Raw genomic sequence first — 19,723 nt, 5'->3', positions numbered from 1 at the left:
CGTCTCCTCCATATTGATCGTGTTGGAGGCGATCCTATCAGGGCGGCAGCGCGCGGCGAAAGAGCCAAAGGCTTCCGGCGGTCAAGCCACTATGGCGACGTATTGGCTGCTGCCATTGGCAGGCAGGCGATAGGCGGGGACGGAGAGCGTGACGCTAAACCCCTGGAATTCCGCGGAGGCAATGGACAGACGGCAATCATGTGCATCGGCGATTCTTCTGACAATCCACAGGCCCAGCCCGGCACCCTCCGTAAAGGGGTCGCGTTTCTTATCGCCACGATTGAAGGCTTTGAGGATCTCATGCAGGTAGCTCGAGGCGATACCCCGCCCGTCGTCATAGATGGTAATTTCAATCCCACCGTCGGCGCCCCGATTGATCAGCACGCCGATATTGGCGTCGGCCCCGGCATGCTTCGCGGCGTTGTTCAGCAGGTTGATCATGTAGCGGCGAAACAGGGTCCGGTCGAACACGATGACGTCCTGGTCGGTGGAAACGGCTAGTTCGATCTCCTTGTGTTTTCCATTCCAGCCGGAAATCAGTTTATGGCTGTAGTTGATTTCGTCCACCACGTTAATGGGTTCGTCCCGGATCACGAGCACGTCGTCGTAGGCCGCCTGTGAAATGTCGAGAATTTGGGCGATGACGACATCCAACAACGAGGCGGCGCGGTGGATGTCGCTGACGTACTCCATGTACTTGTTGTTACCCAGGTCGCCGAAAATCTGGGACCGCATCATGTCCGAAAATCCCATGATGCTGTTCACCGGCGTGCGCAGGTCATGGCTCATGGCGGCGAAGAAGCCATCGCGGGCCGCCAGCGCCTTCTGCAATTCTTCCTCGGCAAGGCGACGCTGCTTGATTTCGTCGCGCAACTGATTGTTCAGCCCCCGCTTGTAGCGGACATGCAAATGCATGACGACGGCGATATAGACGGTCATGGTCGCAAAGATGAACGGCAGTTCGTTCAGCGCCATGTATCCATTCGCAGCGGTGAACAGGAGCCACCGCTCCATCAAATCAAAGTGCGAAAACACCGCTTGGGTCGCGAGGGCAACCAACAAGGCGCCGAGTGCAAGGCTTCGGAAACTGAGAAACGGTGGCGGCATCATGGCGAAGCCAATTCCCTTTTTTGGCACGGCTACCGGCTGTCCCGCGAAGAAATCCGCGGACCAAGTGTGACGGCGTTACAATGCCGGCGGGAAAAGCAAGATGCATGCCAAACGAACCTAGACTCATGGCTAAGCCTGGGGATTAGGACAGGGCGGCTTCCACGTCTTCCTTGGAAGCATATTCGCGGGTCAGGCAATAGGTCTTGGCGATGATCTTCCATTCGCCGTCGATGCGGATGCAGGCCAGCAGGTCCGTGAAGTCGCGCGTGCCGACCAGAACCTCGACCTTCACGTTGGCCGTGTCCGGCCCGGCGAAATCGATGGAGACGATGCGCTCCTTGCGCGGGAAGCCGGCGGCTTCGGGGGCACCCCGGCCTTTCACGACCTCCGCGAACTCGGGCATGGTCAGGTGCATGCGCTGGCCGCCCACGTCGGCCGCGTTCATCATGGCGTCGGGGTGAAACGCCTTCTTGAACAGAAGGTCCAAATCACCCTTGTAGAGCCCGTCAAGATAAGCCCGGATGCAGGCCGTCACGCCCGCCAGATCGTCGCCGCTCATGGCTTCCACTCCCTAAGACAATTGATCGTTGGGCGGTATCCTAGAGCAGGCTGTCCGGCCCCAACAACTTTTCCCGGAACCGGTTCTTTAGATGCACCCCGTCCTTGGTCGGCAGGATGAAGGGCAGCGGTTCGGCCTTGACCTTGATGTCGACGAACACCGGGCCCTTGGTTTCCTTGATGGCCGGCAGGGCGGCCTGCAACTCGGCCTCGGTCTTGACCTGAATGGACACGGGAAAGCCGCAGGCCTTGGCCACGGCGACCAGGTCCACCGGACCGGCCGTATGGGTCGCCTGCATGCCCGTTTCGCCGTAACGTTCGTTGTCGAACACGACGATGGCAAGGTTCTCCACCCCCTGGGCGGCGATGGTGGCAAAACTGCCCATGGCCATCAGCATTTCGCCGTCGCCGGTCATCACCATGACGCGTTTCTTGGGCTGCGCGGTCGCCAGGCCCAGACCCATGGTCGCGGCCCCACCCATCGCCCCCCACAAGGGGAAGGTCAGCGGATGATCGCCGGCATTGGTGGCGTCCCAGTTGGGGGAGCCCAGGCCGGTGACGACCAGGAAATCGTCGGTACGGTCCTTCAGCAGGGTCTTGGCGACCTCGCGGCGGTGCAGTTCGTAGTTGTCGGCGCGTTGCTTGTCCATGTTCGTTTCCCTGCCCTACTTGCCGAAGGTCTTCACGGGCATGAGCTTCTGATGCAGAAGCACCGCCGCCATGTCCGGCCAGCCGTAGGCCTGTTCACCCGCCGAGCGCACGGTCTCGCCGACCTGGTCGGGGTCATCCACCTGCGTGACCTTCACGCCCATGGCCTCCAGGGCCGGGCGCGTGCCCTCGCCCATGGGTTTCTGCCAGGGATTGAACTCGCGCCACTGGGCCCGCATGGTGACCAGCATCAACAGCGGGAAGCGGCAGGTATTGGCCAGCGAAATCATGTTGATGCAGTTGCCCACGCCCGAGGACTGCAGCAGCATCACCGCCCGCTCGCCACCCAGCCAGGCGCCTGCGGAAAGCGATATACCCTCTTCCTCGGTCGTCAGGGGGATGCAGCGCATGGCGTTGTCGGCCTCGCACATTTTCAGAAGCCGGGCATGGCCCGCGTCGGGGACGTAGGCGACCTGGCGCACGTCCAGATCCTTGAGGACGTCATAGATATCCGGCGCCCAGGCGTAATTTTCTGTCATGGTTCTTGGCTGTTCCGTCCGTTGGGTTTTGACGACTTTAGAAACGATACCGGCGCAGGCCAATTGAATTTATCTGGCCGCGGTATTGAGGAAACCTATCGCGGGACTTAGCCTTCCTTGATCTCGGGTCCGTCATAGGCCGCCATTTTCCAGCCGCGCTTCCACCGCTTGTAGAGCGTCCAAACCCCCAGCGCGATGACCGCGCAGGCGATCAACGGGCGCGGCAGGCCGCCCATCATGAACAGCGGCACGGACACGGCGAAACAGGCCGCCGGCATGTAGAACAGGGTCCACATCTTCTTGCCGCGCGACGACTGGAACCAGGGGAAGGCCGCCGAGAACAGGGCGATGATCAGGAAGAACAGGGACCACGGCCGGGTCACGAAGTGGCTCAGGTCCGTGTCGATCGCCATGGCGCGGGCCAAGTTCAATTCGGCGATGTTACCGAGCACCACGCCCAGGATCATCGGCGCCAGCGGGAAGCCGAAATGGCGCATCAGAAAGCCCAGGATGCCGAACCACAGCAGGGTCCAGAGATCCAAATCGACGTTGTTGATGGCGAACACGCCGATGCCGCAGAACCCCAGGATCACCCCGGCCAGAACGTACATGCGCACGCGGGTGACCAGCACGAAGACCCTGAGCATGCCCGATTGCAAGGCCACCATCATGAAGGTCGCAAGGAAAAAAGCGATGAAGATGGAATAGGCCAGAACCGGCTTTTCCGCGATGAAGGTCGGGCTCGGCACCACGTCGTGGATCAGGAGAGCGCCCAGCATCACCGCCGTCGTCACGTCGCCGGGAATGCCCAGCGCCATCATGGTGATGAGGGCACCACCTTCGACCGCGTTGTTGGAACTTTCCGGCGCCATGATGCCCTCGGGCGTGCCTTTGCCGAACTTTTCGGGCGTCTTGGAGGATTTTTTCGCCTGGTCATAGGCCAGGATGTTGGCGACCGATCCGCCCGCCCCCGGCAGAATGCCCGTGAACACGCCGATCAACGACGAGCGGACGATGATGAACCAGTTCTTGGCGATCAGCTTGATCGCCGCCAGATGCTCGATGCGCGCCTGTAGCGTCCCCTTGTCGGCCAACGACTTGCGCGCCGACGCCGGATCGCGCACGTCGTTGAGAAGCTGCGAAAAGGCGAACAGCCCGATCAGCACGGCGATGAAGTCGAAGCCCTGCAACAGGACTTCGGATCCGAAATCGAAACGCGGAATGCCCGCCGCCTCGTCCTCGCCGATGGTGCGGACCAAAAGGCCCAGCGCCCCCGCGATCAGGCCCTTGACCAGGTCGCGGCCGGCCAGGCTCGCCGTGATCGTCAGCGCGAACATGACCAGCATGAAATAGTCCCAGGGCAGGAATTCCAGCCCCACGCGGGCCAGCTGCGGCGCCAGGGTGACCAGCAGGATGGCCGAGATGATTCCGCCGAAGAACGACGACCACACGCCGAGGCCCAGCGCCAATCCCGGTTTGCCGCCGCGCGCCATGGGAAACCCGTCGAAGGTGGTGGCGACCGAGGACGGCGTGCCGGGAATGCCGGTCAGGATGCCGGCCATCAGCCCACCCGACAGCCCGCCGACCAGGACGCTGACCATGGTCGCCAGCCCCTGTTCGGGCGGCATGGAAAAAGTGAACGGCAGGGTCAACACCACGGCCATGGCGATGGTGAAACCGGGGATGGCGCCGGCGATCAGGCCGCCGGCGACGCCAAGCAGCATGAGCGCCAGGGTCTTGACGTGAAAGACGGCGGCGAAGGCCAGGGCGATGTTCTCAAGGATCATGGCGGCGCGCTCCTAGAACCCGGTCCATTCGCCGCGCGGCAACAGGACGCGCAGGGCGTAGGTGAACAGGCTCCACATGCCGCCGACGGTCACCAAGGAGATCCCCGCGTGAAGCGCCAGTTTCCGGGGTTCGGCCCCGCCCAGGACGGTCAGCAAGGCGAACACGAAGGCGACGCCCGAAATCAGCATGCCGAACCACGGAATGGCGGCCAGATAGCAGGCGAACAACACAAAGCAAGCGATGGGGTTGCGCCAGTAGGACAGCCAGCCGGAAATCGTATCCGGCTCGCCCGCATGGGCATCCGGCCCATCCGCGCCGCGGCGCAGGGACTGCACCAGATAAACGACGCTCAGCAAGGACAGCACGCCCAGGATCACCCGCGGCCAAGCCGACGGCGGCAGCATGCCGTAGTCGGGTTCGCGAATGTCCATGCTGGCCCAGAACATGACGCCGCAGAACAGCAACAAGACAACGGCGACGTAGACGTCGCGGTTCAGGCGATCCATGGATGCCCCCGAAAAACTTCAGTTTTTAACAGTCAGATATTGGTTGGGGCGGCGGCCCATCCGGCCGCCGCCCCAAACCCGGTATGGGCTTACTTGCCCTTGTACATGCCGATCTTGATGGCGACCTTCTTGAAGTCTTCGAAGGTCTGCTTCGCCCATTTGTCGTAACCTTCCGGCCCGACCCAATCGACGTCCGTGCCCTTGGCTTCCATCTGCTTCAGAAGGTCGGGGTTTTCGGCGGCTTTCTTGAACACGCCGGCCCAGAAATCGACCATGTCCTTCGGCGTGCCCTTGGGCGCCAGAACGCCGCGCTTCAACGCGAATTCCATGTCGACGCCGACTTCCTTCAGCGTCGGCAGGTCCGGCAGCTGCTTGGCGCGCGCCACGGAGGCGATGGCCAGCGCCTTCATGTCGCCGCCTTGGATGTACTTGCTACCCGAGGCGACGTTGCTGGTGCCCAGCTTGATGGCCCCGGTCAACAGCGCCGTGTTGCGCTCCTTGGTGCCTTCGAACGGCACGTATTTGAACTTCATGCCGGTCTTTTCTTCCAGCAGCAGCCAGATGAACTGACTGGTCGACCCGAAGGTGGCGCCGACGGTGACCGTTTCCGGATTGGCCAGCACGTCCTTCTGCATGTCGGCGAAGGTCTTCCACGGCGTGTCCTTGGTGGCCGCGACGATTTCCGGCGTCGAGGTCAGCTGCGCGACAGTCTCGAACTCGTTGAAGTGGAAGGGAATACGACCGTTGAGGAAGCTGGTGATGGCGCTTTGATGCACGGCGAACAGGGTGCAGCCGTCCGGTTTGGCCTTCGCCGCTTCCTTCGCACCCTTGTTGCCGCCCTGTCCCGGCACGGTCACGACCTGTAGGCGCGGAGTCACGCCCATGTCGTTGATGGTCTTTTCAAAAATGTTGAAGATGATGGCCGTGCCGCCACCCGGCTTCCACGGCACGATAAGTTTCGCCGTGTCACAGGAAAACTTCGGCGCGGCCTGAGCCGAACCCGTGTTGATCAGCCCAAAGCTAAGAGCAACGGTGGCCGCTACGGCCCCGATCATGGTCTTCTTCATGTTCTCGACTCCCTGGTGGATTGACATGCGCACCCTCAATGCTGCGCTGCAAAGCAGGGAGCCTAGCGGATGGTCTGGTGGGTTTCCAGCGCCAACCTGAGGGATCACGGAAAATGTGAACGGAAAGTTACACAGGCCACATCGCGGGCTTGTTGTTGCGGCACCCCCCCGAATGGGGATAGGAAATGGAACCCGCGTCGGGCCACGATTGGCCCGCCCGCCCGTATAAACCATCTCTATCCGCAAAGGTCCAACCACCATGCCCGCGACACAGCCCTTCACGACCCGGCCCGAAATCCTCGGTACCTTCGGCGTCGTCACCTCCACCCATTGGCTGGCGACCGCCGTCGGCATGGCGATCCTGGAAAAGGGCGGCAACGCCTTCGACGCCGGTGTGGCGACCGGGTTCGCCCTACAGGTGGTGGAACCGCACCTGAACGGCCCGGGCGGTGATGTTCCGATCATCACCTACACGGCCAACGACGAGAAGGTGAAGGTGATCTGCGGCCAGGGCGTTTCCGCCGCCGCCGCGACGATCGAGAAATACCGTGCCATGGGCCACAAGATCATGCCGGGCACGGGCCACCTGTCCGCCGTGGTGCCGGGGGCATTCAGCGCCTGGACCACCCTGCTCCGCGATTTCGGCACCATGCGCCTGCGCGAGGTGCTGGAGCCCGCGATCAACTTCGCATCGAACGGCTATGCCCTGGTGCCCAACATCTGCAACACCATCGCGACCATCAAGCCGATGTTCGAGGACGAATGGCACACCTCGCGCGACATCTGGCTGAAGAACGGCCAGGTGCCGCAGGCCGGCACCCTGTTCAAGAACGAGGTCATGGCCGACATGTACCGCCGGGTGCTGAAGGAGGCCGAGTCCGCCGGCGGCGGCCGCGAGGCGGAAATCAACGCCGCCCATGACGTCTGGTACAAGGGCTTCGTCGCCGAGGCCATCGACACCTACATGCGCACGCCGGTCATGGACACCACGGGCGAACGCCATGCGGGGCTGTTGACGGGCGATGATCTAGCCGGCTGGAAGGCCACCATCGAAGATCCGCTGACCTACGATTACCTGAACTACACGGTGTGCAAGACCGGCCCCTGGGGCCAGGGACCGGCGCTGTTGCAGCAGCTGGCGCTGCTCAAGGGCTTCGACCTGTCGTCCATGCCCTTCACCGGACCGGATTTCGTCCACGTGGTCACGGAATGCGCCAAGCTCGCCTTCGCCGACCGCGAACGGTTCTACGGCGATCCCGACTTCATCGACATTCCCATGGATGTGCTGCTGTCCGACGCCTACAACGACGAACGGCGCAAACTGATCACCGACAAGGCGTCGCTGGAACTGCTGCCCGGCAACGTGCCCGGCTTCGGCGCGGACCCGATCCTGCGCATGCCCACGGCGGACGAGATGGCGCAGCCCAGCGCGCTGGGCATCGGCGAGCCGACCGTGGCCCGCTTCGACGACATGGAGGTCGCCCACGACGGCCACACCGCCGGCGACACCTGCCACTTCGACATCATCGACAAGGACGGCAACATGATTTCGGCGACGCCGTCCGGCGGCTGGCTGCAAAGCAACCCGGCCATTCCGGGCCTGGGCTTCTGCCTGACCAACCGGGGCCAGATGTACTGGCTCGACGACACGAAGCAGGACCGCCTACAGCCCAAGATGCGGCCGCGGACGACGCTCAGCCCCGGCTTCGCGCTGCGCGACGGCAAGGCCTGGATGCCTTTCGGCACACCGGGCGGCGATTCCCAGGATCAATGGGCCCTCGGCTATTTCGTGCGCAAGGTGCACTACGGCCTGAACATGCAGGAAGCCATCGACGCGCCCGCGTTCCACACCAAGCATTTCCCGTCGTCGTTCTATCCGCGCCATTGGGTGCCGGGCCACCTTGTCATCGAAGGCCGCTTCCCGGCCGAGACCCAGAAGGAACTGGTGCGCCGCGGCCACAACCTGGAGGTCGATGACGACTGGTGCATCGGCCGCATGACCGCCGCCTGCAAGGAAGACGGCCTGTTGAAGGCCGCCGCCAATCCGCGCTTCATGCAGGGTTACGCCGCCGGGCGCTGACCACGAATTCCCCCCGGGCCGCGCATGCGGCCTGGGGGAACCGCGCTCCATACGATCTGGCATGGATGTTGCGTACCTTCTTCCCGTCACTGAACGTGCGGGAATAAAGTGAATTTTCATGCCAGAAAGCCAACATTTTACGGCCCTTTACAAGGATATGGACGCCTTGCCGCTCAGCGGTCGCGTGCAGAATGACGCCGATTTCGACAATTTACGCCGCTGGATCGACGGTCGCCTGGCCGGCGACTGGGGCGGCATTCTGGAATGGCATGTCGTTCTGGCCGACGACGACGCGGCCAACCGTATGGTTCTGGGCAGTCTCCTTGAAAAATCGGGTATTACAGTGACGGCCGTGGAAAACGGCCGCATGGCGCTCGACGTCGTCACCCACAAACATGTGGACCTGTTCCTGCTCGACATCAACATGCCGGAAATGGACGGGTTGCAAACCGCGCGGGCGATCCGCGCCCTGCCCAACGCCAATTCCGACCTGCCGTTGGTCGCGATCACCAGTGACGTATCGCCGAAACGGCTTGTCGAAATGCGCAATGCCGGATTTGATGTGTGCATGGAAAAGCCCGTCCGCCGAGACAATCTGTTCCGTGTTATCCTGGGGACCCTGTCACGCCGTATCGAGAGCCGGGGTTGCGAATCATGACGAACGCCTCAACGCCGATCGACCGCCAAATCCTTGCGGCGCTTGAAGCCGATACAAGCCGCGACCTGGTCCCGGAACTGATCCAGGTTTTCGTCAAGTCCGCCGACAACCGAATTTCCCAGATCGCCGCCCACATGGCGGCGGGCGATCTTGCCGGCATCGCCGCCGAAGCCCATGCCTTGAAAAGCAGCTCCGCGACGTTCGGCGCAGGCGAGGTTCGCAGGCTCTGTGCTGAATTGGAAGTTGCCGGCAAGAACGGCGACCCCACCGCGGCCGAGCGGCTGGTGCCACAATTGTCCCGCGCCCTGGATACGGCAAAGTCGGACCTTGCGGCCTATGTGAAGGATGTCTCCCGCTAACAGCCCCGACAGCCTCCCGCCCATGGGTCTATCTATTCCGCGGCGTCAAATCCTCCGCCTTCGGCTTTTTCCTCCGCCTCGCGCAGGCGCCGGTATACCGTCGATGGGCTCAACTCCAACAGCGCCGCCGCCCGCGACACGTTGCCGTCGCATTGGCTGATCGCCGCATTTATCAATTCCTGTTCAACCTGCCACAAGGGCCGGATAGCGATATCCCCTTGCTCAGCCCCCTTGCTTGCCGGTTGGGCGTCGGTCGGTTTCGACGGTGCCGGCGCGGATTTGGCCTGTGCGACGGGCCTGGTTTGCCCTGTCCCTCTCCCCAGTGGCGGCGGCAACATGTCGACCCCGACAGTCTCGCCGTCGTGCAGCACGACGACGTTGCGAATCACGTTCTGAAGTTGACGCACGTTGCCGGGCCAGGAAAACCCGGCGAGAACTGCCGCGGTCTCGTCATCGAAGACCTGGAACCCCTTGCCTTCCTCCGCCGCGAACTCGGTCAGGAATTTGCCCGCGATATCCAGAATATCGTCGCCCCGATCACGCAGCGGCGGCAGGTGGATGGGAATGACATGGAGGCGAAAATACAGATCTTCGCGGAAATTGCCCTTTTCGACCTCTTCCCAAGGATCCTTGTTGGTGGCGCAGACGAAGCGGACATCGACCTTTTCCACGGTCGAATTACCGACCTTCTGGAACCGGCCGGTCTGGATGAAGCGCAGCAGCTTGACCTGTAGCGACAGGTCCATCTCGCACACTTCGTCAAGGAACAGCGTGCCACCGTCGGCCAGGGTCGCCGCCCCATCCCGGTTGGCATGGGCCCCGGTGAAGGCCCCCTTCACATGACCGAAAATCTCGCTTTCCATCAGTTCCTGGGGAATGGCGCCGCAGTTCAAGGCGATGAACGGTTTGTTCGCGCGTGGGCTTTGGCCGTGCACGGCCTCGGCGCAAACTTCCTTGCCGGTGCCTGATTCCCCGGTGATGAACACGGTGGCCTTCGACGGCGCCGCCGCATCGACGATGCGGTAGACCGCCTGCATCGGCAATGACTTGCCGACGAACCCGCAATAGGTTTCCCGGTTGAAGTCCTGCTTCAGGGTTTGGACGATGCCCTTCAGTTCCTGACGCTCCAGCGCATTGCGCAGGGTGAAGATCAGACGCTCGGCGTTGAACGGCTTCATGAGAAAATCCGCCGCCCCCTCGCGCATGGCATCCACGGCCATGTTGATCGAGCCATGGGCGGTAATGACCACCACCGCCATGCGGGCATTTTCCTGGGCAAGTTTCTTAAGGATTTCCAGGCCGTTCATGTCGGGCAGTTGGACATCCAGGACCAGCGCGTCGAACGTACCATCGGCCAACGCCTTCAATGCCCCCTTGCCGGTCTCGGCATGGATGACCTCGTAGGGTTCCGATTTCAGGTATTCCTGATAGACCCGCGCCAGCGGCGGGTCGTCCTCGACCAGAAGCAGGCGTTGTGTCTTGGAACTGGCCATTGGAACGGAATCCTTATCGGTGACTGACTGTTCGCGTTCCGATTATAGGACCAATAATGGCACCGATGCCATAGGTCGCCACCGGTAACCCATTGCTATACAATAAACAATTAATTGGTTGCCGGTTTAGCGCGCAGCGCCAACACCATGTAGAGCGCCACGGCGGCGACAAACGCGCCCGACACCACGAAAGGCGCCACATAACTGCCGGTTCCGTCGATCAGGACTCCGAAGATCGGCGGCATCACCGTCACCCCACCGAACATGATGAACTGGGCGCCGCCGGTCGCGTCCCCCACGTTGGCGCGGGGCGCGATGTCCGCAACCTCCGATAGCCAGACCCCGTTCCAACCGTAACTGCAAAGTCCCAACGCCAAGGACAGGGCGCCGATGGTCCAGGTCGGCCAGGCGGGTGAAATGAATGCGGTCACGGCGAACAGGCCGCAGACCAGAATGCTGACACCGACCAGAACGGCCGTCGGCGAGAACACCTGCTTGGCCACGTAGCCCCAGGCCAGGCGCCCGCCGATGCCGCCGGCCTGCACCAGGGCGTAGAAAAACCCGGCGTCGATCAGGGACCAGTTCAGGCTATGGATCAGAAACAGGACGTAGAACGATCCCAGGCTGATCTGCGACCCCGCAAGGGCGAAGCCGACCAGGGACAGGGCGCGCAGGGCCGGATCGCCGAGCACCAGTTTCAGCGGCCCCCAGATCTTGATATTCGGTCGGCCGCCGTCGCGCCGCCGGTCGTGGTCGAAGGTCTCGCGCACGGGTTGGATCGCAAGCGCCACCAAAATCGCGGCCACGGCGAACACGGCAAAGGCCCAGCGCCAGCCGAACAGAACTGTCAACGCCGGCAGGGACATGCCGACGATGACCCCCGCCACGGGCACCCCCGTCTGCTTGACTGAAAAGATCAGGGGCTGCCTGTTGTCCGCGCCCAGGCCACGCAGGATTTTCGAGCTGGTCGGGTTCAGGGGGCCGTAGCACGTCCCCATCAGAAGCGCCGCCACGGGCGCCAGCCAGACCTGCGCGGGATACAGCATGAGGATTCCCAGGGCCGCGAACAGGCAGCTGACCTGTGACATGCGCAGCGCGCCGTAACGGTCCATGAAGCCCCCGGACATCAGTCCCGTGACCTGCCCCGTCAGATAGGCGATGGCGACATAGACCCCGACCAACGTAGGATCGACACCCATTTCCGGCGCGATCACCGGGGCCAACACGGGCACGCCGAACACCGCCGCCGTGCCCACGACCTGCACCGCCCAGGTCGATGCAAGCCCCCACACGAGTCGTTTGCCCGGCGGCATGCTTTCGCCCGCGACAGTATTTTCGCTCATGTGTTACCGTGCTTTCGGATTTAGACCAAGGGAGGATCCAGAATGCTCAGAGTGCTGGGACGCGCCACATCCGTCAACGTACAAAAAGTCATGTGGCTGATAGACGAGCTTGGCTTGGAGGCCGAACGCGTCGATGTCGGCGGAAAATACGGTGGCAACCAGGACCCGGCCTACCTTGCCAAAAACCCCATGGGCCTGATCCCCGTGCTTGAGGACGGCGACTACGTGATCTGGGAAAGCCAGGCCATCATGCGCTACATCCTGGAGGCCTACGGCGGCGATCCCTGGCTGCCGGCCGACATGAAGGTGCGCGGCCAGGCCCATCAATGGATGGACTGGTACCTGACCGTGATGCACCCGCCGATGACCGTGATCTATTTCCAGATGATCCGGGCGACCGCGGAAACCAAAAACGAAAAAGCCCTGGCCGAGGCCAAGGAAAAGGCCGGGCAGTTGTGGTCCGTGCTCGACAAACATCTGGCCGACCGGCCGTTTCTCACCGGCGACACCCTGAACATGGGCGACATCCCCTGTGGCTGTTCCGCCTACCGCTGGCACACATTGGTGCCCGAAGGCCCGGACTTGCCGAACTTGAAAGCCTGGTGGGACCGCCTCAATGTGCGTCCGGCCTACAAGAAAAACGTAATGCTTCCCTTCGAATAAGAACAAGGCCTTTCCGATACCATGACTGAGAAGACCCTTTACCTGGGGATGACCCGGGCCGATCTGGATTTCCAGTACAACAACCGTGAACGCGTGCCCAACCATGCGGAAATCTACGCGGGCTGGGCCCCGGCCTGTGTCAAGGTGACCCAGGATTTCGACTGCAAGCTCGACGTCGCCTATGGCGACCATGCGCGCGAGAAACTCGACATCTTCCTGCCGGACAGGACCGCCCACGGCGACGGCCCCCACCCCATCCGCCTGTTCTTCCACGGCGGGTTCTGGATGAGCCGCGACAAGGAAGACTCCCGCTTCGTCGTGCAGGGCCAGGTCGAGGCCGGCGCCGTCGTCATCTCGGCCGAATACGCGCTGATCCCATCCGTCGACATGACGGAACTGCTGCGCCAATGCCGGGCCGCCGTGGCCTGGGCCTGGAACAACGCGGACAGCTTCAACGGCGACCGTGACCGGCTGTTCGTGTCGGGCCATTCGGCGGGCGGGCACATCGCGGCCATGCTACAGGCCACCGACTGGACCGAATGGGGCCTGCCGGCGAACGCTATCAAGGGTGCCGCGGCGTTGTCGGGCATCTTCGACCTGACGCCCATGCGCCATTGCTACATCGACGACACGTTGCACCTCGGCGAAGACGACGTGCGCCGGTATTCACCGGAACACCTGCCGCCTCTTGGCGGCGGATCGACCCTGATCGCCGTCGGCGGCGCGGAGACGGCGGAATTTCTGCGCCAGTCGCAGGCCCTGGCCGCCGCCTGGGCGGGCAAGACGGCGGAGGTCGAGCTGCTCGAAGTGCCCGGCGCCAACCACTTCACGATCATGAATCATTACGCGGGACCGGACAGCGACCTGTGCCGCGCCATGGTCCGCCAAATGGGGCTGGGAGACGCATCATGACACATTCCGTCGACGTCTTCTGGTCCTACCGCAGCCCCTATTGCTACCTGACCCTGGACCGTTTCCGCGATTGGCAGGAAACTTACGATCTGACCGTGGAAATCCGCCCGGTCTATCCCATGGCCGTGCGTAATCCGGATTTCTTCGCCAAGGTGAACCGCAAGTACCGCACCTATCACACCCCGGATTACCACCGCGTCGGCGAATATCTGGGCATGCCCGTGCGCAAGCCCGTGCCCGACCCCATCGTCATGGACAACGAGAACTACATCATCGCCCCCGAACAGCCGCACATCGGCAAGCTGACCCGCGTCGGCGCCGCCGCGCAGAAACGCGGCAAGTGCTTCGCCTTCACCGATGCCATGATGCGGATCGTGTGGGACGGCCTGACCGACAATTGGAACAGCGACGGCCATTATACCGCCGCGCTGACCAAGGCCGGCCTGGACGCCGCCGAAATCCTGCGCGAGGAAACGGAGGACCGTGACGGGCTTGAGGCCGTCATCGCCGGCAACCAGGCCGCCTTCGACGCCGCCGACCATTGGGGCGTGCCCTGCATGGTATTCGACAACGAAACCTTCTACGGCCAGGACCGCATGGACATCCTGTTGTGGCGCATGAAGCAAAAGGGGCTAAAGGCCAAGCTCGGTTAATCCGGGAAAGTCCACCGGACGGGGGCCGTCGCCCTCCCAGGTGAATTTGCGCTCGGCTTCCTTGATGGCGACATCGTTGATCGAGGCCTGGCGCCAGGACATCAGACCGTTTTCGTCGAATTCCCAGTTCTCATTGCCGTAGGCGCGGAACCAGTTGCCGGCGGCATCGTGGTACTCGTACTGAAAGCGCACGGCAATGCGGTTGCCGTCGAAGGCCCAAAGTTCCTTGATGAGTTTATAGTCCAGCTCCCTTTCCCACTTGCGGGTCAGAAATTCGACAATCGCCTCGCGCCCCTCGAAGAAATCGGAGCGGTTACGCCAGCGGCTGTCCGGCGTATAGGCCAGGGAAACCCTGATGGGATCGCGCGTGTTCCAGGCATCCTCGGCCATGCGGGCCTTTTGGGCGGCCGTCTCGCGGGTGAATGGCGGCACGGGCGGGCGGGTATCGGACATGATCGGACTTCCTTTTTTCAGGTGTTGTGTCAGGACGAGGCGTTCGTGGGCAGGCCGGCGACGGCCAACTGGGATTCGAGTTCCCGGATGCGGTCGTGCAGCGGCTGCACGGCGCGGGCGATGTCCGCTTCGGTGAAGCGCGGCATGATGTGCTGCGGACAGTTGACGTCCCACGCCGCGATTTCGAACACCACCGCCCGTTCCGGCGTGCCGTCCGTATAATCGGCATCGGTCAGGTTCTGGATCAGCGCTGCATCGTCCTCGACCACGCGCGCGGAGCCCCAGATCTTGACCCGTCGGCGGTTGGCGTAATCCATCAGGAAGATAAATGCCTTGGGGTTGTCCTCCAGATTGCCCTGGGTGACGTACTGCCGGTTGCCGGCAAAGTCGGCGAAGGCGAGAGTTTTGCCGTCCAGCACCTTGAGGAATCCCGGCTTGCCGCCGCGGTGCTGGATATAGGGCTGACCGTCCGCATTGGCGGTCGCCAGATAAAAGGAATCGCGGGCCGCGATGAAGGCCGCCAAGTCATCCGTGACCCGGTCGCTCCAGCCGCCCTTGTCCTCCATCCGCGCGTATCCCTTGCGCGATCCCTTGCGTTCCTGGATGGCCTTCACCGTATCGGTGAAGGCGACGTCGCTGGTGGGCTTGTTCATCTTGGCCTCCGAAAAGGGCGCAGGACCGGCGGGAACACATGCCCCGCCGGCCCGGGTTCTCAGTTGACGTTGGTGTCGAGGAACCGCCGGATCAGGCGGGCGATCTTATCGCCGTCTTCTTCCAGGGCGAAGTGACCCGTGTCCAACAGATGGAAATCCACGTTCTTCAGGTCGCGCTTGTAGGGATGGGCGCCGGACGCCGGAAAGATCGGATCGTTCTTGCCCCACACGATCAGGGCCGGCGGCTGATGGCGGCGGAAATAGGCCTGCCATTCCGGATACTTGGGCGGGTTGGAGCCATAGTCATAGAACAACTGCATCTGAATATCCTTATTGCCCGGCCGGTCGAGGTAGTACTGATCGACGGTCCAGGCATCGGGACTGATGGCTTGCGGGTTGCGGGTCCCCTGGGTGTATTGCCACTTGGTCGCCTCCAATTTCAGGAACGCGGCGACAGGGCCTGCGGTGGTTTCGTTACGGTCCCGCCAATAGGCGCGCAGCGGATCCCAGAACGCCTCCAGCCCCTCTTCATAGGCGTTGCCGTTCTGGATGATCAGGCCTTGGACGCGCTTCGGGTGCTTGACCGCCAGGCGGTATCCGACGGGCGCGCCGTAATCCATCACGTAGAGACTATAGGCCGTGAGGCCGAGTTTTTCCGTGAACGCCTCGACCACGCGGGCGAGATTGTCGAAGGAATAGTCGAAGGCATCGGCGGCGGGCATGGCCGACTGACCGAACCCGGGATAGTCCGGCGCCACCACATGGTAGCGGTCGGCAAGGGCCGGAATGAGATTGCGGAACATGGACGACGACGACGGGAACCCGTGCAGCAGCAGCACGGTCGGCGCGGACTTGGGCCCGGCCTCCCGGTAGAAGATTTCAAGTCCGCCGACATCTGCCCTCTTGTGCACGACCTCAGGCAACGAACCGCGGGCGCTTTCCTGCCCGACGCCTTGAAGGACGAAGGGCCTGTCGGCCGCAGCCGCCGCCGCGACGACGCCAAGGGCGAGCACGAATCCCGCCGCCACGGCAACGATGAACAAGAACAGGGAATTCTGGGTGATGGGCATGAAAACCTCCTGCATGCCTTGGGTGATTATCTGTTGGCCACATTAATAGATAGATCAGTCTATATTGTCAATAATCCAAATCGCCCTTCTTGATCTCTTCCCCAAACCCCATTCAATCCATTGATATAATGTGATTATTATAAATTCTGGAAATGCCCTGTGGCCGTTTTCCAACGAAATCTTGCAAGAAAATCACAACCTCAGTACATATAATTAGACAATTCGTTCTACTTGATCGAGATAGGCATGGCATCGGCGAAACGCGACCACCTGATCGATACGGCGCTGCGCCTGTTCGCCCGCGACGGCTATCACGCCGTGGGCATCGACCGGGTGATCGCCGAAGCGGGGGTCGCGCGCATGACCCTCTACAACCATTTCAAGTCGAAGGACGAGTTGATCCTGGCGGTCCTGCACCGGCGCGACGAACGGTTCCGCAACTGGTTCATGCGCCTGACCGAACGCGCCGCCCCCGACGCCAAAGGCCGGATGCTCGCCACCTTCGATGCCTTGGACGAATGGTTCGCCTCGGACGATTTCACCGGCTGCATGTTCATCAATGCCGCCGCCGAATACGCCGATCCGGATGACCCCATTCACCGCGCGGCCCGCGAACACAAGAACCTGCTCGTGGATTATTTCCGCAATCTGGCGTCCAAGGCCGGAGCCGCCGATCCGGAGGCCCTGGCCGACGGACTTGTCCTCTTGTCCGAAGGGGCCATCGTCATGGCCCACGTGGCCGGCCGCAAGGATGCGGCGCGCAAGGCCAAGGCGGCGGCCGAGGCGCTGATCCGCGACGCAGGATTATAACGCGTCCCGGGCAACGAACAGATGCCCCGGCGGCGCGGGCACGGCTTCCGGGCCGTCTATTCGACCTATGACGAGTTGACCGCGCTGGTTCTCGACGCCCCCGCCGCCATCGCCGACTAGGCCCGGTGGCCGCTCAGTCCTTGATCGCGTTGGGCTCTGAATTGGGGATCGCCAGAACCATCAGGTTGGCGATCAGGATCGTCCCCGCCAGCAGGTAGAACACGGCGGTCAGGCCCCAGGTATCGGCGATCAGGCCGCACAGCGGCGGCAGCGCGAAGTTGAACGCCGACTGGGTGCCGAACAACAAGCTCATGGAACTGCCCGACAGATGCGGCGGCGTGATGTCCATCATCCAGCTGTGCATCACCGGGCGCGCGGCATACAGCGAGAAGCCCAGGATCGACACGCCGACGATCAGCATCATCTGGTTGTCCAACAGGGTGATGATCGCCAACACGATGGTCGTGCCCGTGAAGCCCGCCATGACCACGGGCCGCCGGCCCGAGCGGTCGGACCAGATACCGGCCAAGGGCGTCGCGATCAGGCCGCCGATCTGCATCGCCATGAGGGTCGCCCCCACCGCCGTCGGCGCCAGATGCATTTCGTCCGCGAGGTAGAGCGGCAGGAACATCAACAGCCCCATGAGCGTCACCGTGCGGAACCCGGACATGACGCAGAGCGCGACCACCCAGCGGTTTTTCAATAACAAACGCACGCCGGCCAGATAATCCTTGCCGGTCATCTTTTCCTTGCCCGGCGCGTCGTTGGTCGCCTTGTCGCGGGCGTTGAGGGTCAGCAGCAGCAAAAGGGCGATGACGAACACGGGGATCGAGGCGACGGTCGAGGCGTCGCGCCAGCCGAGCCAGACCAGAAGAAACCCGGCCGCCAAGGGGGCAATGGCGTCGCCGACGCTGGCCCCCAACGCATGCAGGGACAAGGCATAGCCCTTCTTGTCCGGATAGGCCGAGGACAAATACGAGATCGCCGGCGGATGCCACAGGTTGTTGGTCGCCCCGATGAAGGCCAGCAACACGAACACGGACCAGAACCCGCCGGCCCATTTCATGGCGGCCAGCGCCATGGCGCCGATGACGAGTGCGATAACCTGCAAGAACACGCGCCGGCCGACCAGGTCGACCGCCGCGCCTGAGCCGAAATTGGCGATGAAGCTGAACAGGTGGAACGAGGTCAGGATCAGCCCGGCTTCGGTATAGCTGATGCCCAGGTCCTGGCGCAGCCAGGGCACCATCAGGTAATAAACCGCGATAATCCAATGGGTTCCGCCGTGGCCCAGGCCGATCATCCAGGCCGGCCATTGCTGGCGCAGGGGGATTCCGGTCAGTCTTTCGATCGCAGCACCCATTGCCCGTCCTCCCTGATGAAACCGCATTGAATCCGGAGGCCGGCGGCGGTTAGTGATTGTATACAAAGGCGGCTCAATTTACCCTGTCGCCTCGCGCTTTAACAAGCTGGACCATGGCCCGCAAAGATCGGCTGCCTGGCCCGCCAATGAAAACAAAGAGGACTCAGAGGAACCACCCATGGACGGATTTACGATGGACGGCGTCACGGATCAGTTGGTCGTCGAGAAAAAGGACGGAGTCGGCTACATCCGGTTCGACAATCAGGCCAAGAAGAACGCCATGACCTTCGAAATGTGGCGCGACCTGCCGGCCGTGCTGGATGACTTCCTGGCCGACGACAACGTGCGCGTGGTCGTGGTGTCCGGCGAGGGCGGCGGCGCCTTCTGCGCCGGGGCCGATATTTCCCAGTTCGCCAAGAACCGGTCGTCCGAGGAAGGCGTGAAGATCTACAACGCCGCCACGGAAAAGGCGTCGGAGCGCCTGCGCGAATTCCCCAAGCCGACCATCGCCAAGATCGAAGGCCCCTGCGTCGGCGGCGGCGTCGGCCTGGCCACCTGCTGCGACATCCGCATCGCCGAGGAAGGCGCCATCTTCGCCGTGCCGGCGGCCAAGCTGGGCCTGGGCTACCGCGTGGACGGCCTGAAGCCCTTCGTCGATCTGATCGGCCCGTCCTACGCCAAGGAAATCTTCTACACCGCCCGCAAGTTCACGGCGGCGGAGATGAAGGAGATCGGCTTCGTCAACCGGATCGTGCCCAAGGCGGAACTGGACGCCTACGTCGCCGACTACACCCGGCGCATCGTCGAGAACGCGCCGCTGACCATCAAGGCGGTGAAGGTGGTCGTCGCCGAAAGCCTGAAGGACGACGGCCTGCGCGATCTCGACCTCTGCGCCAAGGTGGTCAAGGACTGCTTCGATTCCGCCGACTACAAGGAAGGCCGCACCGCCTTCATGGAAAAGCGCAAGCCCCAGTTCACCGGCAAGTAAGTTAGGTTC

21 protein-coding genes are annotated in these 19,723 nt (G+C 62.7%); 8 read left to right on the top strand and 13 right to left on the bottom strand.

Annotated elements, in window-relative coordinates:
- Nucleotides 1–81: 81 nt before the first annotated feature.
- From RJ527_14955 to RJ527_14925, 7 genes are all read right to left on the bottom strand, one after another.
- On the bottom strand, nt 82–1,110 hold the full coding sequence (locus tag RJ527_14955) for a HAMP domain-containing sensor histidine kinase (GenBank protein WND75323.1): 1,029 nt from the start codon (nt 1,108–1,110) through the stop codon (nt 82–84).
- Nucleotides 1,111–1,252: 142 nt separating this feature from the next.
- Entirely contained in the window at nt 1,253–1,669 is a 417-nt protein-coding gene (locus tag RJ527_14950; protein ID WND75322.1) for a nuclear transport factor 2 family protein, read from the bottom strand.
- Nucleotides 1,670–1,709: 40 nt separating this feature from the next.
- Nucleotides 1,710–2,318, bottom strand: coding sequence for a thiamine pyrophosphate-dependent enzyme (locus RJ527_14945; protein WND75321.1), 609 nt, complete (start codon nt 2,316–2,318; stop codon nt 1,710–1,712).
- Nucleotides 2,319–2,333: 15 nt separating this feature from the next.
- Nucleotides 2,334–2,855, bottom strand: a complete 522-nt coding sequence (locus RJ527_14940) for a thiamine pyrophosphate-binding protein (GenBank protein ID WND75320.1) — start codon at nt 2,853–2,855, stop codon at nt 2,334–2,336.
- A gap of 107 nt (nt 2,856–2,962) precedes the next feature.
- The gene (locus RJ527_14935; GenBank protein ID WND75319.1) at nt 2,963–4,642 is read right to left on the bottom strand and encodes a tripartite tricarboxylate transporter permease; all 1,680 of its coding nucleotides are present in this window, start codon (nt 4,640–4,642) and stop codon (nt 2,963–2,965) included.
- 12 nt (nt 4,643–4,654) lie between these two features.
- Nucleotides 4,655–5,149, bottom strand: a complete 495-nt coding sequence (locus RJ527_14930) for a tripartite tricarboxylate transporter TctB family protein (GenBank protein WND75318.1) — start codon at nt 5,147–5,149, stop codon at nt 4,655–4,657.
- Nucleotides 5,150–5,238: 89 nt separating this feature from the next.
- Entirely contained in the window at nt 5,239–6,216 is a 978-nt protein-coding gene (locus RJ527_14925) for a tripartite tricarboxylate transporter substrate binding protein (protein ID WND75317.1), read from the bottom strand.
- A gap of 259 nt (nt 6,217–6,475) precedes the next feature.
- Between RJ527_14925 and RJ527_14920 the strand changes: the two genes are divergently transcribed.
- The 3 genes from RJ527_14920 to RJ527_14910 all read left to right on the top strand — a co-directional run bounded on the left by RJ527_14920 (nt 6,476) and on the right by RJ527_14910 (nt 9,313).
- Nucleotides 6,476–8,296 (top strand): gamma-glutamyltransferase family protein, encoded by a 1,821-nt coding sequence (locus tag RJ527_14920; protein ID WND75316.1) that lies wholly within the window; start codon nt 6,476–6,478, stop codon nt 8,294–8,296.
- Nucleotides 8,297–8,414: 118 nt separating this feature from the next.
- Nucleotides 8,415–8,954: a response regulator gene (locus tag RJ527_14915; protein WND75315.1), complete on the top strand. Its 540-nt coding sequence runs from the start codon at nt 8,415–8,417 to the stop codon at nt 8,952–8,954.
- Nucleotides 8,951–9,313 carry an Hpt domain-containing protein gene (locus RJ527_14910; GenBank protein WND75314.1) on the top strand — a complete coding sequence of 121 codons (363 nt, stop codon included), beginning with the start codon at nt 8,951–8,953 and terminating at the stop codon, nt 9,311–9,313. The genes RJ527_14915 and RJ527_14910 overlap by 4 nt, the downstream gene beginning before the upstream one ends.
- Before the next feature lie 32 nt (nt 9,314–9,345).
- Here RJ527_14910 and RJ527_14905 read toward each other — a convergent pair whose 3' ends face one another.
- Both RJ527_14905 and RJ527_14900 read right to left on the bottom strand, forming a co-directional pair.
- Nucleotides 9,346–10,806, bottom strand: a complete 1,461-nt coding sequence (locus tag RJ527_14905) for a sigma-54 dependent transcriptional regulator (GenBank protein WND75313.1) — start codon at nt 10,804–10,806, stop codon at nt 9,346–9,348.
- A 110-nt stretch (nt 10,807–10,916) separates the two neighbouring features.
- Nucleotides 10,917–12,149 carry an MFS transporter gene (locus tag RJ527_14900; protein WND75312.1) on the bottom strand — a complete coding sequence of 411 codons (1,233 nt, stop codon included), beginning with the start codon at nt 12,147–12,149 and terminating at the stop codon, nt 10,917–10,919.
- Between the two features lie 42 nt (nt 12,150–12,191).
- On the opposite strand from RJ527_14900, the gene RJ527_14895 reads away from it, so the two are divergent.
- From RJ527_14895 to RJ527_14885, 3 genes are read left to right on the top strand one after another with little or no spacing between them, the layout of a single operon-like run.
- Complete coding sequence (locus tag RJ527_14895) at nt 12,192–12,812, top strand: glutathione S-transferase family protein (protein WND75311.1); 621 nt, start codon at nt 12,192–12,194, stop codon at nt 12,810–12,812.
- Nucleotides 12,813–12,833: 21 nt separating this feature from the next.
- A complete protein-coding gene (locus tag RJ527_14890; protein ID WND75310.1) occupies nt 12,834–13,724 on the top strand; it encodes an alpha/beta hydrolase in 891 nt (296 codons plus the stop codon).
- Nucleotides 13,721–14,377 (top strand): DsbA family protein, encoded by a 657-nt coding sequence (locus tag RJ527_14885; protein WND75309.1) that lies wholly within the window; start codon nt 13,721–13,723, stop codon nt 14,375–14,377. Before RJ527_14890 ends, RJ527_14885 begins: the two co-directional genes overlap by 4 nt.
- Here the strand turns inward: RJ527_14885 and RJ527_14880 are convergent.
- The 3 genes from RJ527_14880 to RJ527_14870 are packed head-to-tail and all read right to left on the bottom strand — an operon-like array spanning nt 14,357 to nt 16,553.
- The gene (locus RJ527_14880) at nt 14,357–14,830 is read right to left on the bottom strand and encodes a nuclear transport factor 2 family protein (GenBank protein WND75308.1); all 474 of its coding nucleotides are present in this window, start codon (nt 14,828–14,830) and stop codon (nt 14,357–14,359) included. The genes RJ527_14885 and RJ527_14880 overlap by 21 nt on opposite strands.
- Nucleotides 14,831–14,859: 29 nt before the next feature.
- Nucleotides 14,860–15,483: a pyridoxamine 5'-phosphate oxidase family protein gene (locus RJ527_14875; protein WND75307.1), complete on the bottom strand. Its 624-nt coding sequence runs from the start codon at nt 15,481–15,483 to the stop codon at nt 14,860–14,862.
- 59 nt (nt 15,484–15,542) lie between these two features.
- A complete protein-coding gene (locus tag RJ527_14870; protein WND75306.1) occupies nt 15,543–16,553 on the bottom strand; it encodes an alpha/beta hydrolase in 1,011 nt (336 codons plus the stop codon).
- Between the two features lie 246 nt (nt 16,554–16,799).
- On the opposite strand from RJ527_14870, the gene RJ527_14865 reads away from it, so the two are divergent.
- Nucleotides 16,800–17,363, top strand: coding sequence for a helix-turn-helix domain-containing protein (locus RJ527_14865; protein WND75305.1), 564 nt, complete (start codon nt 16,800–16,802; stop codon nt 17,361–17,363).
- 133 nt (nt 17,364–17,496) lie between these two features.
- Here the strand turns inward: RJ527_14865 and RJ527_14860 are convergent, their stop codons facing one another.
- Nucleotides 17,497–18,726: an MFS transporter gene (locus RJ527_14860; protein WND75304.1), complete on the bottom strand. Its 1,230-nt coding sequence runs from the start codon at nt 18,724–18,726 to the stop codon at nt 17,497–17,499.
- Nucleotides 18,727–18,904: 178 nt separating this feature from the next.
- Between RJ527_14860 and RJ527_14855 the strand changes: the two genes are divergently transcribed.
- Nucleotides 18,905–19,714: an enoyl-CoA hydratase gene (locus RJ527_14855; GenBank protein ID WND75303.1), complete on the top strand. Its 810-nt coding sequence runs from the start codon at nt 18,905–18,907 to the stop codon at nt 19,712–19,714.
- The last annotated feature ends 9 nt before the right edge of the window (nt 19,715–19,723 follow it).

This window comes from Thalassospiraceae bacterium LMO-SO8 (assembly GCA_031655335.1).
Taxonomy (GTDB): domain Bacteria; phylum Pseudomonadota; class Alphaproteobacteria; order Rhodospirillales; family Casp-alpha2; genus UBA1479.
This window is presented reverse-complemented; position numbering and strand designations above follow the sequence as displayed.